Here is an 18,386-nt window from a genome sequence, read left to right on the forward strand (position 1 = left end):
AACCTCCTGCTACGTTTGTAGCATGCTACAAACGTAGCAGCAAGAGCTGCACCGTTCGAAGGAGATTTAGATCAGCGAGCGACCCCACCAGCGGCGAGTACCGCCAGCGTAACCAGCTCGCTCGCGGTCGAGGTCATCGGCGCGATCTGGACCGGCTTTTCCAGCCCGACCAGCATCGGCCCGATCACCGCGTCGCCGCCGAGTTCGCGCAGCAATTTGGCCGAAATATTGGCCGATTGCAGCCCGGGCATGATCAGGACATTGGCCGGCCCCGACAGCCGGGCGAACGGATAATTCGCCAATTGGCGCGGGTTAAGCGCGACATCGGGCGCCATCTCGCCTTCATATTCGAAGCTCACCTGGCGCTGATCGAGCACGCCCACCGCGGCACGCAGATTCTCGAGCCAGCGTCCCTCGGGATTGCCGAAGGTCGAATAGCTCAGGAACGCGACGCGCGGTTCGTGGCCCATGCGGCGTGCGACGGCCGCGGTCTGCTCGGCGATGTCGGCGAGTTCTTCGGCGCTGGGGCGCTCGTTGATCGTGGTATCGGCCATGAACACGGTGTGCGTCTGGCCGACCATGACATGGATGCCGAATGCGGTCCGCCCGGCCTCGATGTCAATCACCTTGCGCACTTCGCGCATCGTCTGGGCATAAGTCCGCGTGACGCCGGTGATCATCGCATCGGCCTCGCCGAGCTGGAGCAGGACGGCGCCGAAGATGTTGCGGTCCTGATTGATCATCCGCTCGCAATCGCGACGCAGATAGCCGCGACGCTGGAGCCGCTGATAAAGGAAGTCGACCATCCGCGGCACCAGGGCCGAAGTGCGGCTGTTATGGACCTCGTAACTCTCGACGTCCTTGACGCCGAGCGCACGCAGCCGGTCGTGGACGTCGTCGCGACCAACCAGCACCGGCGTGCCGTAACCGCCCTCGCGGAACGCCACCGCGGCGCGCAGTACGACTTCCTCTTCGCCTTCCGCGAACAGCACGCGTTTGGGTTGTGCGCGGGCACCTTCATAGGCCTGGGCGAGCACGCCGGTGGTCGGGTTGAGCCGGCCGCGCAGCTGCTGGCGATAGGCCGCCATGTCGAGGATCGGCTTGGTCGCGACTCCCGAATCCATCGCCGCCTTGGCGACAGCGGCGGGGACCAATTCCATCAACCGCGGATCGAACGGCGCCGGGATGATATAGTCGGGGCCGAACGTATGGCGCACGCCATAAGCGACGGCGACTTCCTCGGGCACCGCCTCACGCGCCAGTTCGGCGATCGCATGCGCGGCGGCGATCTTCATTTCCTCGTTGATCCCGGTCGCGCGTACGTCGAGCGCGCCGCGGAAGATGAACGGAAAGCCGATCACGTTGTTGACCTGGTTGGGATAATCGGATCGGCCGGTCGCGATGATCGCGTCGGGGCGCGCTTCCTTGGCCAGTTCGGGACGGATTTCGGGCTCGGGATTGGCCATCGCGAAGATGATCGGAGCCTTGGCCATGTTCCTGACCATCTCGGGCTTGAGCGCGCCCGCCGCCGACAGGCCGAGGAAGACGTCGGCGCCTTGCAGCGCGTCTTCCAGGGTCCGTTTCTCGGTATCGACGGCATGCGCCGATTGCCATTGATTGACCTTATCGCGGCCCTTGTAGATCACGCCCGAGCGGTCGCACATGATGACATTGTCCGGCCGCACGCCCATCGCCTTGATCAACTCGGTGCAGGCGATCGCCGCCGCCCCCGCGCCGTTGACCGCGACCTTGATGTCCGAAAGGTGCCGCCCGGTCAGCAGGCAGGCGTTGATCAGGCCCGCCGCGGTGATGATCGCGGTGCCGTGCTGGTCGTCATGGAAGACCGGGATGTTCATCCGCTCGCGCAGGGTCTGCTCGATGATGAAGCATTCGGGCGCCTTGATGTCCTCGAGGTTGATGCCGCCGAAGCTCGGCTCGATCAGCTCGACCGCGTCGATGATGCGGTTCACATCCTCGGTCTTGAGTTCGATATCGATCGCATCGACATCGGCGAACCGCTTGAAGAGGACCGCCTTGCCTTCCATCACCGGCTTGGAGGCTAAGGCGCCGAGATTGCCCATGCCCAGGATCGCGGTGCCGTTCGAGATGACCGCGACCAGATTGCCCTTGGCGGTATAATCATAGGCGGTCGCGGGGTCGTCGGCGATCGCTTGCACCGGAATGGCCACGCCGGGCGAATAGGCCAGCGCCAGGTCGCGCTGCGTCGTCAGCGGTTTCGACGCGATGATCTCGATCTTGCCGGGCCGCCCCTCCGAATGGAACAGCAATGCTTCGCGGTCGGAAAATTGCACGGAAGATTCGTCGGCCATCCTGGTCCTCTCTGTTCCGCTCGTCTTTAGGTGCGCGTCGGGGAGAAGGAAACCGGCTTGCGGACCCTTGATGTACTTTTGCCGACAAGGATGCTCCGCCCGCCTGGCGGAAATCCGCACACTTTACCCACAGTAAAGGGCAAAAGCGGGATTTGCGCCGCAGATCGGCTGGGCTAACCGACGCCAATGGCTGACGCCGCCCCGACCCCGATGATGGCCCAGTATCTCGCCTTGAAGGCGGAGGCTGGTGATTGCCTGTTATTCTACCGGATGGGCGATTTCTTCGAATTGTTCTTCGACGACGCGAAGATCGCCAGCGCCGTGCTCGACATCGCGCTGACCGCACGGGGAGAGCATGATGGCGAGAAGATCCCGATGTGCGGCGTGCCGGCACACGCCGCGGTCGGTTATCTGCAACGGCTGATCAAGGCCGGGCATCGCGTCGCCATCGCCGATCAGGTCGAGACGCCCGCCGAAGCCAAGAGGCGCGCCGGGTCCAAGGCCTTGGTCGCGCGGGCAATCATCCGCGTGGTGACTGCCGGCACCTTGACCGAAGAAGCCCTGCTCGATTCGCGCACCGCCAATTGGTGCGTCGCGATCGGAGAAGCCGCGAGCGGCGTCGCTGTCGCTGCCGCCGACGTTTCGACCGGGCGGTTTGAATTGGTCGAGACCGATGCCGGTGGACTGTCCGCCGAACTTGCGCGCCTGAACGCGGCCGAAATACTGGCGAGCGAGGGAAGCGCGTTCGAACATTACGCCACCGTGCTGCGTCCGCGCGGCGAGTTCGATTCGACCGCTGCCGAAACGCGGCTGAAGCGCGTTTACGGGGTCGCCACCCTCGATGGCTTAGGGCAATTGAGCCGCGCCGGCATGGCCGCGGCCGGCGGTCTGGTCGCCTATCTCGACCATACTGCGAAAGGCTCGCTGCCGTTCCTGCGTCCGCCCCGGATCGGCAACGCCGGCGAAGCGATGGCGATCGACGCCGCGACACGCGACAGCCTGGAACTCACCCAGACCCAGACCGGCCAGCGCAAAGGCAGCCTGCTCGACGCGGTCGACCGCACCGTGACCGGCGCCGGTGCGCGGTTGCTTGCCGGCGATATCGGCGCGCCGCTGATGGATCGTGCGGCAATCGAGGCGCGGCTCGATCTCGTCCAACGACTGCATGACGATGGCGCCTTGCGCGAGAGCCTGCGCGCGACCTTGCGCAGCCTGCCCGATATCGGCCGGGCGCTCGGACGCCTGGTCGCCGGTCGTGGCGGCCCGCGCGATCTCGGGCAGCTGCGCGACGGCCTCGACGGCGCCTGGTTGCTCGGCGAGCGGATCGACACGCTCGATGCGCCGCCGCCCTTGCTCCAGGACATCGTGCCTCGGCTGCGCGGCCACGGGTCGCTGATCGACCTGCTCAAGCGCGCGCTCGTCCCTGCCCCGCCGATCGATGCCTCCGACGGGGGCTATATCGCTGAAGGATATGATACCGCGCTCGACGATCTGCGCGATATCGGCGCCGGCGGCCGCCGCGCGATCGCCGCGCTCGAAGCGGAATATCGCAACCGCACCGGCACGAGCGCGCTCAAGATTCGCCATAACGGCGTGCTCGGTTATCATGTCGAGGTTCCCGCCAAGGCAGCCGATCCGCTGATGGCGCCCGACAGCGGGTTCACCCATCGCCAGACGCTGGCCGGCGTCGTCCGCTTCAACGCGCCCGAACTCCACGAACTGGCGATGAAGGTCACCCAGGCCGGCAGCCACGCGCTGGCTGCCGAGGCCGCGCATCTCGAGGAACTGACCCAGACCGCGCTCGCCGGTCGCGAGGCGATCGCGGCGACTGCCGACGCGCTGGCCCGGCTCGACGTCGCCGCCGGGCTGGCCGAGCGCGCCGCCGAGGATGGCTGGGCCCGGCCCAGCTTGGTCGATCATGCCTGTTTCGAGGTCGAAGGCGGGCGCCATCCGGTGGTCGAAGCCGCCGTCCAGCGCAGCGGCGAGCGCTTCGTCGCCAACGATTGCGTGCTTTCCGAAACCTCCCGCCTGTGGCTGGTTACCGGCCCCAACATGGGCGGCAAGTCGACTTTCCTGCGCCAGAACGCACTGATCGCGGTGCTCGCCCAGGCGGGCAGTTACGTCCCGGCGGCACGCGCCGAACTCGGACTGGTCGACAAATTGTTCAGCCGCGTCGGCGCGTCGGACAATCTCGCGCGCGGGCGGTCGACCTTCATGGTCGAAATGGTCGAGACCGCGGCGATCCTGGCGCAAGCCACGCCGCGCAGCTTCGTCATCCTCGACGAGGTCGGACGCGGTACCTCGACCTATGACGGTCTCGCCATCGCCTGGGCAGTGGTCGAGGCGATCCATGAGGACAATCGCTGCCGCTGCCTGTTCGCGACGCATTATCACGAACTGACGCGGCTCGCCGAACGCTGTGATGCGCTGAGCCTCCACCATGTCCGCGCGCGCGAGTGGAAAGGTGAGCTGGTCCTGCTCCATGAAGTGTCCGAGGGGCCTGCCGACCGGTCCTACGGTCTCGCGGTCGCGCGCCTCGCCGGCCTGCCGCCAGCGACGATCGCGCGCGCCAAGGCGGTACTGTCCAAGCTAGAAGCGGGTCGCGCCAAGACCGGGGGGCTTGCCGCGGGACTCGACGACTTGCCGCTGTTCGCCGCCGCGATCGAGGCGGAGGAAGAGGAATGCGATGCCGTCCGCGCCGAACTCGACAGCCTCGATGTCGACGCGCTCAGCCCGCGCGAGGCGCTGGACGCGCTGTATCGCCTGAAACGGCTCGCGCACGACGGTTAGCGCCAGATTGTCGAGCTAAATCGTCCGCTTGGAGTGTTAGGACCGTTGCGGCCATTCTGTGCCTATGGCAGAGATCGTTCCGGGGACAGGAGGGATTGGATGGACCGCGACGACCGCGGTCCGGCACCAGATCATCGGACGGCGGAGATGGAAGGAAGGGCGATTTCCGCGCCCAGCCAGATCGGCGAGGCGCTGTGGCGCGGCCGGTTGAGGATGGGCTTGTCGCTGGATGACGTGGCACGCCGGGCCGGCAGTGCCCTGCAGACGGTCAATGCGATCCAGAGTTCGGATTTCGCTCGCATGGCCAGGGCCCAGCGCGACGATTGCAGTCGCGCGAGCCTATGCGCGCATCGTGGACCTACCCGAAAAGTGGGTCACGCGGACACTCGCCGCCGATCTGGGGCGGGTCGCAGCGGATTGGCTATCCGCAGCCTCTCTCAGCTGAAGGCCACCAGCGCCGGCCGTCCCGCGACATAAGCGCTTTTGGGATCGCTGAATGGGAAGCCGCCGGGCACCATTCGCCCGAACAGCGCTGCGGTCCGCATCGTCGCCGTCGCTCCCATGATCGCGGCGCCCGGCCCGGCGAGCAAACCGTCGGACAGCAACACGCCGCGTCCGCGCTCGACCAGCTTGCCGGCCGCGACCGTCGCCAGGATCTGGCGCCGCACCGTCGAATAGGGGATCGTCAGCGCGCGCGCGATGGCCGCTGCCGACACCGGGTCGCGTTGATCGATCGGCACGAAGGTCGCGGTTTCCGAATAACGGCGTGCCAATTCGCTATCGAGCGTGATCCGCCGCACGCTCGCCACCAGCACCGCCCCGACGATGGCGAGCTCCAGCCAGTCCGATACGAATAATCCGACATTGTCGAACGCGCCCAGCGCCAGGTCGATCGACGCCGCCAGCGTGATATCGGCGCGATAGGGGTGATCGACTGTCGCGGTCCGCGGGAGCGGCATGTCGAAGGCATGGAATTCGTCGGCCAGCCAGACCAGCGAATCGTGCAAATGGACCAGCAATGCCGCGACGTCCGGATCGTCGCGCAACGCAATTGGGATCACCACGCCATTACTTGTGCGCGCGCACAATCCGGCATCGATCAGCGCATTGACGTGGCGGCGAACGGTTTCGAACGGGCGATGCAGCGACTGTGACAGCGCGTTGATGCTGATGCCGCCATTCTCGGCCTGGCTACGCGGCGCATTGGGCCAGTCGGCCAGCACGTCGCCGCTCGCGCGCAATATCGCCAGGAAGAAGATGCCGCGATCGAACACGAACGACCCGCCGGTAAGTTTTCGCACGATAGCGATCGCCCGGACCAGGCTGGTCAGCTGCGTTTCCACCAGCAGGCGCGAAGCGAGCCGCGATTGTGTCCGTTCCGGCGCTACCGGCGGCTCAAGGTTCATCATTCCCACCCCGCACCCAAAGAGGCGCCCCGCCAAGGCCATTACAGTAAGATTACGGCGCCGCAAACCATCTAAGCGACCCAAATTCGGACGCTTTGTCAGCCGCAAAGGCCGTCCTGGCAGGGCGGGGTCGTTGCGGTGGCGACACAATGGTGCGATCCTCCAATCGAGTCGGGGGACTTTTGATGGATTTGTTTGGAGAGGAACTCGACCGCAATATGCCGCTCCTGTCCGCCGATGCGGTGGGCCGGGCATTGCGGTCGGCACGTGAGAAATTGGGATTGTCGCTGGCCGAAGTCGCCGACGTGACCCGGATGGCGGTGCGCCATCTCGAAGCAATCGAGCAGGCGCGCTTCGATGGTTTCTCCGCCCCGGTCTATGCGCTTGGATTCGCCCGCAACTACGCCCGCGCCGTCGGCCTGCCGCTGCCATGGGTCAGCGATTGCCTGCGCGGCGAGATCTCTGCGTTCTTCGCCAATCGCGAGCGCTTCGATCTCGGCTGGACCGCCGAGGGGCTCCAGCACGGCCGCTAGGGGAAGCGGCCCGGCACCGCCGCCGCTTCGCTTCGCTGAAACAAATTCTAGGCCATAACCACGCGTGACGCCGCGCGCGTTCGCGACTATCGCCGGCTCATGCCCGCACGCTTCGATAGCCTGCCCCACCGCCGCGCGATCATCGATCGCCGCATATTGGCTGACGCGCTCAAGGCGCTGGAAGGCGACGACCGTACCAAGCTCCGCCAGGCGGCGACCGCGTTGCTCAAGCAGGCGCTGCAATCGGGCCGCGCCGAGATCGAGCGCCGGCTGCTCGAACATCCGTCGCGCGGGCTGGAGATCGCCGCCAGCCAGGCGTTCCTGATCGACCAGATCCTGCGCCTGCTCTACGATTTCACCGTCGAGCGGCTCTATCGGCTGAGCAATCCGACCGCCGCCGAGCGCCTGACCCTGATAGCGGTCGGCGGCTATGGCCGCGGCGAGATGGCGCCGCATTCGGATGTCGATATCGGCTTCCTGACGCCGTGGAAGGAAACGCCCTGGCACGAGCAGGTCGTCGAATCGATGCTCTATGCCTTATGGGATCTGGGGCTGAAAGTCGGCCAGTCCACCCGCAGCCTCGACGACATGGTGCGCCAGGCAAAGGGCGACGTGACGATCCGCACCGCCTTGCTCGAGGCGCGTTATGTCTGGGGCGACCAGCACCTTTACGATGAGGCGGCGCGCCGCTTCAAGGTCGAGGTCCAGTCGGATACCGCCCGCGTGTTCATCACCGAAAAGCTTGCCGAGCGCGACTTGCGCCACAAACGCATGGGCGACACACGCTATGTCGTCGAACCCAATGTCAAGGAAGGCAAAGGCGGGCTGCGCGATCTCCACGCGCTCTTCTGGATCGGCAAATATGCCTATAACGTCCAGAACGCCGCGCAACTGGTCGACGTCGGGCTGTTCACTCGCGCCGAATATGCCCAGTTTCACCGCGCCGACAATTTCCTATGGGCAGTGCGCTGCCACCTTCATTCGCTGTCGCGGCGCGCCGAAGACCGCCTCACGTTCGACATGCAGCGCGAGATCGCCGAGCGGATGCGCTTCGCCGACCGACCGGGCAAGTCCAAGGTCGAGCGCTTCATGCATTATTACTTCCTGCAGGCGAAAGCGGTCGGCGACCTGACCGGGGTGTTCCTGGCGCATCTCGACGATAAATTCGCGACGCGCGGGCGCCGCTTCGGCCTGCCGGTACTGCGCCGTCGCCCGAGTAAGCTCAACGGATTCGTGCTCGACCGTGGCCGGCTGGCGCTGCCCAGCGAGGATTTCCTCGCCCAAAAACCCAGCCGGTTGATCGAGATGTTCGTGCTGGCCGATCGCCACGGCCTCGAAATCCATCCGCTGGCGATGCGCGCCGCCGCACGCGATGCGAAGCTGGCCGACGATATCCGCCGCGACCCCGAAGCGAACGCCTTGTTCCTCGAGGTGCTGACCAGCCGCCACAATCCTGAGACCACGTTGCGCTGGATGAACGAGGCCGGGGTGTTCGGCCGCTTCGTACCCGATTTCGGCCGCGTCGTCGCGCAGATGCAGTTCGACATGTATCATCATTATACGGTCGACGAGCACACCATCCACGCGATCGGACTGTTGAGCCGGATCGAACGCGGCGACCTGACCGAGGATCATCCGCTCAGCCACGCGATCATGAAGCAGATCGCATCGCGCCGCGTCCTTTACGTCGCGGTGCTGCTGCACGATATCGCCAAAGGGCGCGGCGGCGATCACTCGGTGCTCGGCGCCGAGGTCGCGCAGCGGCTGTGCCCGCGCTTCGGGATGACCGCGGCGGAGACCGAGACGGTCGCCTGGCTGGTTCGCTATCACCTGCTGATGTCGGCGACCGCGTTCAAGCGCGATCTATCCGACTTCAAGACGATCCTCGATTTCTGCGAGGCGGTGCAAAGTCCCGAGCGGCTGCGATTGCTGCTGACCTTGACCGTGGTCGATATTCGCGCGGTCGGCCCTGGCGTGTGGAACGGCTGGAAACGCCAGCTTCTGACCGATCTCTACGAGGCGGCGGAGGAAGTGCTGCGGCTTGGCCACAAGCAGAAGGGGCGGAGCGAACGCGTCGCCGTAAAGCAGCACGCGGTCGCCGCCGCGCTCGGCTGGGACGACAAGACCTTCGCGGCGACCGTCAAGCGCCTGCCCGAATCCTATTGGGTGGCCGAACCGGACCATGCGCTGATCGCCAATCTGAAGCTGATGGCGGAGGCCGGCGACGAGCCGTTGTCGATCGCCAGCCAGGTCGATTGCGATCGCGGTGCGACCCTGGTGACGATTTACGCCGCCGACCATCCGGGGTTGTTCTACCGCATCGCCGGGGCGATCAGCGTGGCGGGCGGCAACATCATCGACGCGCGCATCCACACCACGCGCGACGGCATGGCGATCGACAATTTCCTGGTCCAGGATCCACTCGGCCGCCCGTTCGACGATTCCGCCCAACTGACCCGGTTGCGCCGCGCGATCGAGGATGCGCTGGCCAATCGCAACAAGCTCAGCGACCGGCTCAAGGCGAAGCCGCTACCGCGGCCGCGCGCCGAGGCGTTCGACATCAATCCCGCGGCGTTCGTCGACAATCATGCCTCGAACCGCTTCACCGTGATCGAAGTCAATGCGCGCGACCGCCCAGCCTTGCTGCATCAGCTCGCCCAGGCGCTGTTCCAGTCGAAAGTGACAATCCACTCGGCGCATGTCGCGACCTATGGCGAGCGCGCGGTCGATACATTCTATGTAACCGATCTGACCGGCGACAAGATCGAGGCGCCGGCACGGGTCAAGGCACTCGAACGCCGGCTGGTCGATGCCGCGATCGGAGAGATGGCTGCCGAGGCGGCCTGACAAAGGAGGACGCAATGCCGGTACTCGGAGTTGGTGGAATATTCTTCCGCGCGCAGGATCCCGACGCGCTCAATGCATGGTATCGCGAGCATCTCGGCATCGGCGCGGGCTGCGCGGCCGAAGATACCGGCGCCGCCGACGAGTGGAGCTGGACCGTCCAGGGCGGGCCGCTGGTCTTCTCGCCGTTCAAGGCGGGCACCGATTATTGGCCGAGCGATCGCCAATATATGCTCAACCTGCGCGTCCGCGACCTCGACGGCCTGCTCGAACAATTGAATGCCAGCGGGATCGAGGTGATCGTCAAGCCGGAATGGAACTCACCAGAGATCGGCCAGTTCGCGCGCATCCACGATCCCGAGGGCAATCCGATCGAATTGTGGGAACCGCCGGCTTGAGTCTGTCCGATCCCCAGCCGCCCGGCGCGGCGTTCCAGGCGAAACTCCAAGACGATCTAGATGCGCTGACCCGCCGCCATCGCCGGCGTGCTCTGGCGGCACGGACCGGCCGCGATTTCGCGTCGAACGATTATCTCGGCCTTGCCGGCTCACCCGAGATGAGGGCGATCGTCGCCGACGCGCTGGCGCGCGGCGTGCCGATCGGCTCCGGCGGATCGCGCCTGTTGCGCGGCAATCACGAGGAGCATGAAGCGCTCGAAGCGGAAGCGGCGCACTGGTTCGGCAGCGAGGCCGCACTCTATTTCAGCACCGGCTTCGCCGCCAACGGTGGGCTATTCGCGGCGCTGCCTGGTGCCGACGATCTCGTCGTCCATGACGAGTTGATCCATGCCAGCGTGCATGACGGGATGCGGCTGGGCCGCGCCGCGCGCGCGTCCGTCGAGCACAATGACGCCGATGCCGTCGCCGAAACGATAGCGCAGTGGCGGCGCAAGGGCGGCTGCGGCCGGCCATGGATCGCGGTCGAGAGCCTCTATTCGATGGACGGCGACCGCGCCCCACTTGCCGACTTGGTCGCGATCGCCGACCGCGAGGATGCCGTGCTGATCGTCGACGAGGCGCATGCGACCGGCGTGGTCGGACCGGGCGGGCGCGGGCTTGCCGCCCAATGGGAAGGCCGCGACAACCTCATCACCTTGCGCACCTGCGGCAAGGCGCTGGGGGCTGAGGGCGCGCTGGTCTGCGCTTCGCGCGCGGTGTGCGATGTCCTGATCAACCGCGCGCGCGGCTTCATTTTTTCGACCGCGCCGTCCCCGCTGATGGCGGCGGCGGTGCGCGGCGCCCTCGCTTTGCTCGAGCGCGAGCCGGAACGGATTGCCAGGCTCGATGCCTTGGTGCGCCACGCCCATGACCGCCTCTTACCGCTTGGTGCGGTTGCCAGTGAGTCGCCGATCATGCCGGTCATCGTCGGCGAGGACTCGCGGACGATGGAGATTGCCGCCCGGCTCCAGGCACAGGGTTTCGACGTGCGCGGCATCCGCCCGCCGACTGTCCCGGTCGGCACTGCTCGGTTGCGACTGTCGATCACGCTCAATGTCGACGCTGCGACGATCGATGCGCTAGCCGCGGCGCTGAAAGAGGCATTGTGACCGCGATCGTCGTCACTGCCACCGGCACCGATATCGGCAAGACCGTGTTCGCCGCCGCGCTGACCGCCGCGCTCGACGGTTGTTACTGGAAACCAGTGCAGGCCGGGCTCGACGACGGCAGCGACCTGGAGCGAGTCGGCCGGTTGTCGGCCCTGCCCGCCGAGCGCCTGCTGCCCGAAGCCTATCGCCTGACCACCCCCTGCTCGCCGCACCGCGCGGCGGAGATCGATGGCGTGACGATCGACATCGACGCACTCGAGCCGCCGCCGCGCGACCGCCCGCTGGTGATCGAAGGCGCCGGCGGTGTGCTGGTGCCCTTCACGCGACGCGCGACGTTCGCGGACGTGATGGCGCGCTGGCAGTTGCCGGTAGTGCTTGTCGCCGCGACGTCGCTCGGGACGATCAGCCACAGCCTCACCGCGATCGAAGCGTTGCGGACACGCAAGGTGGACATCCGCGGAATCGCCTTTGTCGGCGATGCGGTCGAGGATAGCGAGGCGACGATCGCGGCTATGGGCGGGGTCAAACGGCTCGGCCGCCTGCCGATGCTCGAGTCGCTCGATCCCGGCGCGCTCGCCGCTGCCTTCGCTGCTAATTTTAATCTGGCTGATTTCCGATGAGCAATTCGCCGGTCTGGCACCCCTTCACTCAGCATGGGCTGGGCGAACCGATACCGCTGGTGACGCATGCCGAGGGCGTATTGCTCCACACCGCTGACGGTCGCCGCGTCATCGACGCGATCTCATCCTGGTGGGTGACGACGCATGGCCATTGCCATCCGCGCATCATGGCGGCGATCGCCGCGCAGACGCAAAAGCTCGACCAGATCATCTATGCCGGCTGGACGCACGAACCCGCCGAGACGCTGGCGCGCGGGCTGACCGCGATCATGCCCCCTGCCCTCACCCACGTTTTCTATTCGGACAGCGGATCGACCAGCGTCGAGGTCGCGCTCAAGATGGCGCTAGGGTTCTGGACCAATCGCGGCGAAGCGCGGCACCGCATCCTGGTGATGGAGCATAGCTATCACGGCGACACGATCGGCGCGATGTCGGTCGGCGCGCGCGGCGTGTTCAACCAAGCCTATGCGCCCCTGCTGTTCGATGTCGGCACGATCCCCTTTCCCGCGGCCGGCCGCGAGCAGGAAACGCTCGACGCGCTGGAGGCTGCGTGCCGCGAGCAGCCGGCCGCGTTCATCGTCGAGCCACTGATCCTCGGCGCTGGCGGGATGCTGATCTATCCGGCGCATGTCCTGGCCGAGATGCGCGCGATCTGCGCGCGGCACGACGTACTATTCATTGCCGATGAAGTGATGACCGCCTGGGGGCGCACGGGGAGCCTGCTAGCGTGCGAGCAAGCCGGAGTGGTGCCGGATATCCTGTGCCTGTCCAAGGGGCTGACCGGCGGCGCGGTGCCGCTCGCGGTGACGATGGCGACGCAGCCGATCTTCGATGCGCATCTGTCCGATGATCGATCGAAAATGTTCTTCCATTCGTCGAGCTACACCGCGAACCCGATCGCCTGCGCGGCGGCGGTCGCCAATCTGGAGATCTGGCGCGACGAGCCCATGCTCGAGCGGATCGCCGATCTGGGCGCTCGGCAACAAGCGCGGCTTGATGGGATCGAGGGTGTGGCAGGAAAACGGCGGATCGGGACGATTGCGGCGATGGATGTGCCGGTGCCCGATGGCGGCTATCTGGCAGCGATCGGACCGAGATTACTCAATCATTTCCGTGAGTTGGATGTGCTTCTGCGGCCGCTGGGGAACACCGTGTACGTGATGCCGCCCTACTGCATATCCGACGCAGAATTGGATACAGTATACAATGCTATCGAAACAGCGGTTTGACGCCGTTATTTTAGGCAGCGGAGCCGGCGCGGAGTAAATCCGCGCCGTCGGTCGGCGCTTGCGCGCCGCCAGCCGGGCTCGGCGCCGGGCGCGGAATAGCGTCGCTATTCCGCTGCACCGAGCCTTATTTCGGCGAGAGCACCATCAGCATCTGACGGCCTTCCATGCGCGGATAGCTTTCGACCTTCGCGTCCTCGGCAGTGTCGTCCTGCACGCGCTTCAACAGGTTCATGCCGAGCTGACCATGGCTCAGTTCGCGGCCGCGGAAGCGGAGCGTCACCTTGACCTTGTCGCCCTCACCGATGAACTTGTGGATGGCCTTCATCTTCGTCTCATAATCATGATCGTCGATGTTCGGACGCATCTTGATCTCCTTGATCTCCTGCGTCTTCTGGCTCTTGCGAGCGAGGTTGGCCTTCTTCTGCGCCTCGTACTTGAACTTGCCGACATCGAGGAACTTGGCCACGGGCGGATCTGCGTTGGGCGACACTTCGACGAGGTCGAGACCAAGCCCTTGAGCCTGCTCCATCGCCTCTTTGGTGTACATAACACCCAGATTCTCGCCTTCATGGTCGATCACTCGAACCTTGGGCGACTGGATCCATTCGTTGAATCGAGGGCCGTTCATCGGCGGCGCCTGGTTTGGTCGGCGCATCGTGGGAGGACGGATAGGTACTGCTCCTTTGGGTTGTGAGGTGCGTGATATAGAATTTTGCCGAAGGATTTAAAAGCCGCGACAGCAAAAGTCGGCATTTATGATCGGGAAGAGCGGTTCGCGACCGGCGTAATCCACGCCGCGAGCAACATTTCCTCACGATTGCGCACGATTACGGCAATGCGGCGGCGATAGTCAGGAGCCGCCGCCGGGACTCGGTCTCGCCATAGAAGACCCTGCCGGGCGGCCGCAGGAGGAACGTTCACCTCATCGCACAGGGGAATGTTCCATGATCTATCGCCTCGCCGCCATCGCGGCGGCGTCGTTGCTGGCCGCCGTGCCTGCCGCCGCGCAGGAAGAGCCGCCCAAGTCGGTCACCGTGTCGGGCAATGTCGCCCTGGTGTCCGATTATCGTTTCCGCGGCGTGTCGCAGACCGACAAGGAAGCGGCGCTGCAGGGCGGCGTGACCGTCACGCATGAAAGCGGCGTCTATGCCGGCGCCTGGGCCTCGAACCTTTCCGGCTGGGGCACGTTCGGCGGCGCCAACCTGGAACTCGACCTGTTTGCCGGGATCAAGAAGCCGATCGCCAGCGGCACCAATATCGACGTTGGCCTGACCTGGTACATGTACCCCGGTGGCGCCGACACGACCGATTTCGCCGAGCCCTATGTCAAGCTTAGCGCCACGATCGGACCGGCCAATTTGCTCGCGGGTATCGCTTATGCGCCGAAGCAGAAGGCGTTGGGCAATTTCTCCAACACGCCGCAAAGCCGCGGCCAGGCGCAGGACAATCTCTATCTCTGGGGCGATGCCAGCGTCGGTATTCCCAAGACCCCGCTGACCGCCAAGGCGCATCTCGGCCATTCCAACGGCAATCCCGGACTCGGGCCCAACGGCACCAGCGTGACGCCGACCGGCGAGTATTTCGACTGGTCGCTCGGTGTCGATTACGTGATCGGCCCGGTTACGCTCGGCGTGTCCTATGTCGATACCGACATCAGCAAGGCAAGATCGGCCTATCTGCTGCCCAATTTCGCCTCGACCAAGAACGGATCGTCGATCGCGGACGCGACCGCGCTGTTTTCGGTCAGCGCCGCGTTCTGAGAGACTGTTTGGAAATGCGCCGCGGGTCGCATTTCGCGGCACCGGCCCGCTCCCCCACCCGGCCTCCCAATCAGGGTATTCTATGGGAGGTCGGGTGGGGGAGCGGGCCGGTGCCGTCTTAAAACTCGCTCTACCGCGAGTTTTCAAACGGCCTCTGAGACAAACGGGCGGCGAAGGATCGCCGCCCGCTATCGGGATCACGCCTGCGCCTCGGCCTCCGCCGCGACGGCGACGTCGGGCGGCATCGCGGCGCGCTGCAATTGTTCGACCACCGCCGCCAGGGTCAGCACTTGCTGGCGATCGCTGCCCAACTGGCGCAGCGCCACCGTGCCTTCGTCCGCCTCGCGCTTGCCGACGACGAGCAGGTTCGGGACCTTGGCCAGGCTGTGCTCGCGCACCTTGTAGTTGATCTTCTCGTTGCGAAGATCGGTCTCGACCCGCAGCCCCGCCGCGCGCAATTCGGCGGCAACCTGATGCGCATAATCGTCCGCGTCGGACACGATCGTCGCCACCACGACCTGGGTCGGCGCCAGCCAGAGCGGGAAGCGCCCGGCGTGATGCTCGATCAGGATGCCGATGAAGCGCTCGAACGTGCCGAGGATCGCGCGGTGGAGCATGATCGGGCGATGGCGCTCACCGTCGTCGCCGACATAGGAGGCGTCGAGCCGCTCGGGCAGCACCGTGTCGGTCTGGATCGTGCCGACTTGCCACGTCCGGCCGATCGCGTCGGTCAGATGGAATTCGAGCTTGGGCGCGTAAAAGGCCCCCTCGCCCGGCAACTCCTCCCAGCCGAACTCTTCGGTGTCGCGGCCAGTCGCCTTGACCGCGTCGCGCAGCGATTGCTCGGACCAGTCCCACATCTCTTCGCTGCCGAAGCGCTTGTCGGGCCGCAGCGCGAGCTTGATCGCATATTTGTCGAAGCCGAGATCCTTGTAGACCGAGTCGAGCAAGTCGCAGAACGCCTGGACTTCCTCGATCAGCTGGTCCGCGCGCACGAAGATATGCGCGTCGTCCTGCGTGAACTGACGCACGCGCATGATGCCGTGCAGCGCGCCATGCGGCTCGTTGCGGTGGCAGCAGCCGAACTCGGCCATGCGGATCGGCAGGTCGCGGTACGACTTGATCCCCTGACGGAAGATCAGGACGTGCGCCGGGCAGTTCATCGGCTTGAGCGCCATCAAATCGGCCGTGCCGGTGAAGATCGGCGCGTCGTCCTCGGTCGACGGAATCTCGTCGGGGACGACGAACATGTTCTCGCGATATTTGCCCCAATGGCCGGACTGCTCCCATTGGCGCGCGTCCATCAGCTGCGGCGTCTTGACCTCGGCATAGCCGGCGGCGTCGAGCCGGCGGCGCATATAGGCCTCCAGCTGGCGCCACAGGATGAAGCCCTTGGGATGCCAGAACACCGAGCCCTGCGCCTCCGACTGGAGGTGGAACAGGTCCATCTCCTGCCCGATGCGACGATGGTCGCGCTTGGCGGCTTCCTCGAGCCGGACGAGATGCTCGTCGAGCTGCTTCTTGTTGAGCCAGCCGGTGCCGTAGATGCGGCTGAGCTGGGCGTTGTTCTGGTCGCCGCGCCAATAGGCGCCCGACACCCGCGTCAGCTTGAACGCACTGGGATCGAGCTTGCCGGTCGAGGCGAGGTGCGGGCCGCGGCACATATCGAGCCAGGCGCCCGGACCGTTGCCGGCCTTGTAGACCGTCAGTTCCTCACCTTCGGGCAGCTCGCCGGCCCATTCGGCCTTGAACGTTTCGCCCTGCTGCCGCCAGCGCGCGATCAGGTCGGCACGGCTCCACACTTCGCGGATCAGCGGTTCGTTGCGAGCGATGATCGCGCGCATCTCGGCCTCGATCGCGGGCAGCTCTTCCTCGGTGAAAGGGCCATGCTCGGCGGTCGGCGCGAAATCGTAATAGAAGCCGTCGTCGGTCGACGGGCCGAACGTGATCTGCGTTCCCGGGAACAGGTTCTGTACCGCTTCGGCCAGCACGTGCGCATAGTCGTGGCGCGCGAGTTCGAGCGCGTCCTTTTCGTCGCGGCTGGTCACCAGCGCGAGGCTGGCGTCATGGTCGAGCGGGCGCATGATGTCGCGCAATTCGCCGTCGACGCGCGCGGCGATCGCCGCCTTGGCCAGGCCAGGGCCGATCGCGGCGGCGATATCGGCCGGGGTCGTACCGGGCGCGACCTCGCGAACCGAGCCGTCGGGGAGCGTGATCGAGAGCATTTCCATGGTCGTTCCTGTCAGTTGGCGCGCCTATGCACCGGGCAGCGTCCGAGGGAAAGACTGGAACGGGGAGCGGACGCCGACCTCACCCGTTCCCGGGCGAGCTAATCGGCGTGGACGTCAGTCGCGCGCGCCGAGCACCCCCCGGAAACCCGGGGTGGTGGTGGTAGTCGTGGGGCACGCGCGGTTCATGGCGACGGATATAAGCGGCGCCGGCCAAGGAATCCAGTCGCGGGCTTCACTGTTTGTCTTGGGCGATCTGCTGCAATTGCCATTCGATCGATCCCCATAGATGCGCGGTGTGCGCCGCCACCGCGTCGCGCAACGCCCTGGCATTGGCGGTGGCCGCATCGAGCTGATCCACCGCGGCGACGTTCGCCTTTTTGAGCTCGCCCGCCGTAGCGACGGGATTGGGGTCGTTGCCGAGCAGCGACAGCCAGGCGCCTTCGACCGCCATGCGCAACGCCACCAACTGGGCCTGCAGGTCGGCAATATCGTCCATGATTCAATCCTCAACAGATACGCGCGGCGAGCCGTTTTGTGAGTCATCGCCGATGTCGCGAGCGCCTATGGACGCGTTGGCACTCAAGGAAAAGGCCGCGCCATCGCTCGGCGATGGCCAATCATAAACCTGTCTTATCGGAATATCGCCACATTCGATTTTGGCGAGCACGCCGGGTGCCTTAGACCATTCGGCAGGAGGATCGCCCGATGGACAATACCGTCATCCTGCGCCGCTGGTCGGCGCGCATCCGTACCACCGACGAAGCGGACTATGTCGCCTATATCGCCGGTACCGGGCTCGACGATTATCGCGCGACGCCGGGCAATCTCGGCGCGCAGATGCTGGTCCGCACGCTCGACAATGGCGAAAGCGAGGTCACCACGCTCAGCTGGTGGGAATCGATCGAGGCGATCGCGGCATTCGCCGGCGAGGATATCGACCGCGCGCGTTACTATCCGGAGGACGACCGCTTCCTGATCACGCGACCCGACCATGTCGAGCATCACCGCGTGGTCGGCGGCGCCGAAATACGCCCCGGCGCCAGCGCATGACTATGGCGGCTGGCTGAGCCGTTAGGGTCCGTACTCAATTACCACGA

15 protein-coding genes are annotated in these 18,386 nt (G+C 65.6%); 9 read left to right on the forward strand and 6 right to left on the reverse strand.

The features are described from left to right. Positions 1-71 precede the first annotated feature (71 nt). On the reverse strand, positions 72-2,330 hold the full coding sequence (locus SAS01S_RS12765; protein WP_066808656.1) for an NADP-dependent malic enzyme: 2,259 nt from the start codon (positions 2,328-2,330) through the stop codon (positions 72-74). Between the two features lie 210 nt (positions 2,331-2,540). On the opposite strand from SAS01S_RS12765, the gene mutS reads away from it, so the two are divergent. Then, positions 2,541-5,120 carry a DNA mismatch repair protein MutS gene (mutS, locus tag SAS01S_RS12770; protein WP_066808703.1) on the forward strand — a complete coding sequence of 860 codons (2,580 nt, stop codon included), beginning with the start codon at positions 2,541-2,543 and terminating at the stop codon, positions 5,118-5,120. A gap of 437 nt (positions 5,121-5,557) precedes the next feature. Here mutS and SAS01S_RS12775 read toward each other — a convergent pair whose 3' ends face one another. Beyond that, on the reverse strand, positions 5,558-6,529 hold the full coding sequence (locus tag SAS01S_RS12775; protein ID WP_066808659.1) for a winged helix-turn-helix domain-containing protein: 972 nt from the start codon (positions 6,527-6,529) through the stop codon (positions 5,558-5,560). Positions 6,530-6,711: 182 nt separating this feature from the next. Here SAS01S_RS12775 and SAS01S_RS12780 point away from each other — a divergent pair, with 182 nt between their 5' ends. The 6 genes from SAS01S_RS12780 (at position 6,712) to SAS01S_RS12805 (ending at position 13,298) form a co-directional block, all read left to right on the forward strand. Beyond that, positions 6,712-7,059: a helix-turn-helix domain-containing protein gene (locus SAS01S_RS12780; RefSeq protein ID WP_066808662.1), complete on the forward strand. Its 348-nt coding sequence runs from the start codon at positions 6,712-6,714 to the stop codon at positions 7,057-7,059. A 99-nt stretch (positions 7,060-7,158) separates the two neighbouring features. Continuing rightward, entirely contained in the window at positions 7,159-9,906 is a 2,748-nt protein-coding gene (locus SAS01S_RS12785; protein ID WP_066808665.1) for a [protein-PII] uridylyltransferase, read from the forward strand. 14 nt (positions 9,907-9,920) lie between these two features. Then, positions 9,921-10,301 (forward strand): VOC family protein, encoded by a 381-nt coding sequence (locus tag SAS01S_RS12790; protein ID WP_066808668.1) that lies wholly within the window; start codon positions 9,921-9,923, stop codon positions 10,299-10,301. Next, the gene (locus tag SAS01S_RS12795; protein WP_066808708.1) at positions 10,298-11,449 is read left to right on the forward strand and encodes an 8-amino-7-oxononanoate synthase; all 1,152 of its coding nucleotides are present in this window, start codon (positions 10,298-10,300) and stop codon (positions 11,447-11,449) included. Before SAS01S_RS12790 ends, SAS01S_RS12795 begins: the two co-directional genes overlap by 4 nt. Beyond that, complete coding sequence (gene bioD / locus SAS01S_RS12800; protein ID WP_157082805.1) at positions 11,443-12,069, forward strand: dethiobiotin synthase; 627 nt, start codon at positions 11,443-11,445, stop codon at positions 12,067-12,069. Before SAS01S_RS12795 ends, bioD begins: the two co-directional genes overlap by 7 nt. Next, positions 12,066-13,298, forward strand: coding sequence for an adenosylmethionine--8-amino-7-oxononanoate transaminase (locus SAS01S_RS12805; protein WP_066808680.1), 1,233 nt, complete (start codon positions 12,066-12,068; stop codon positions 13,296-13,298). Before bioD ends, SAS01S_RS12805 begins: the two co-directional genes overlap by 4 nt. A 124-nt stretch (positions 13,299-13,422) precedes the next feature. Here SAS01S_RS12805 and infC read toward each other — a convergent pair whose 3' ends face one another. After that, complete coding sequence (infC, locus tag SAS01S_RS12810) at positions 13,423-13,953, reverse strand: translation initiation factor IF-3 (protein WP_066808683.1); 531 nt, start codon at positions 13,951-13,953, stop codon at positions 13,423-13,425. Positions 13,954-14,242: 289 nt separating this feature from the next. Between infC and SAS01S_RS12815 the strand changes: the two genes are divergently transcribed. Further along, positions 14,243-15,058, forward strand: coding sequence for a TorF family putative porin (locus tag SAS01S_RS12815; protein WP_066808686.1), 816 nt, complete (start codon positions 14,243-14,245; stop codon positions 15,056-15,058). A gap of 197 nt (positions 15,059-15,255) precedes the next feature. Here the strand turns inward: SAS01S_RS12815 and thrS are convergent, their stop codons facing one another. From thrS to SAS01S_RS22565, 3 genes are all read right to left on the reverse strand, one after another. Beyond that, positions 15,256-17,289 (reverse strand): threonine--tRNA ligase, encoded by a 2,034-nt coding sequence (thrS, locus tag SAS01S_RS12820; RefSeq protein ID WP_066808688.1) that lies wholly within the window; start codon positions 17,287-17,289, stop codon positions 15,256-15,258. Positions 17,290-17,521: 232 nt separating this feature from the next. Beyond that, a complete protein-coding gene (locus SAS01S_RS12825; protein ID WP_066808691.1) occupies positions 17,522-17,785 on the reverse strand; it encodes a hypothetical protein in 264 nt (87 codons plus the stop codon). Positions 17,786-17,788: 3 nt separating this feature from the next. Beyond that, positions 17,789-17,956 carry a hypothetical protein gene (locus SAS01S_RS22565; RefSeq protein WP_157082806.1) on the reverse strand — a complete coding sequence of 56 codons (168 nt, stop codon included), beginning with the start codon at positions 17,954-17,956 and terminating at the stop codon, positions 17,789-17,791. A 38-nt stretch (positions 17,957-17,994) separates the two neighbouring features. Here SAS01S_RS22565 and SAS01S_RS12830 point away from each other — a divergent pair, with 38 nt between their 5' ends. Continuing rightward, a complete protein-coding gene (locus SAS01S_RS12830; RefSeq protein ID WP_174544960.1) occupies positions 17,995-18,339 on the forward strand; it encodes a hypothetical protein in 345 nt (114 codons plus the stop codon). Positions 18,340-18,386 lie beyond the last annotated feature (47 nt).

It is taken from the genome of Sphingomonas asaccharolytica NBRC 15499 (assembly GCF_001598355.1).
Taxonomy (GTDB): Bacteria; Pseudomonadota; Alphaproteobacteria; order Sphingomonadales; family Sphingomonadaceae; genus Sphingomonas; species Sphingomonas asaccharolytica.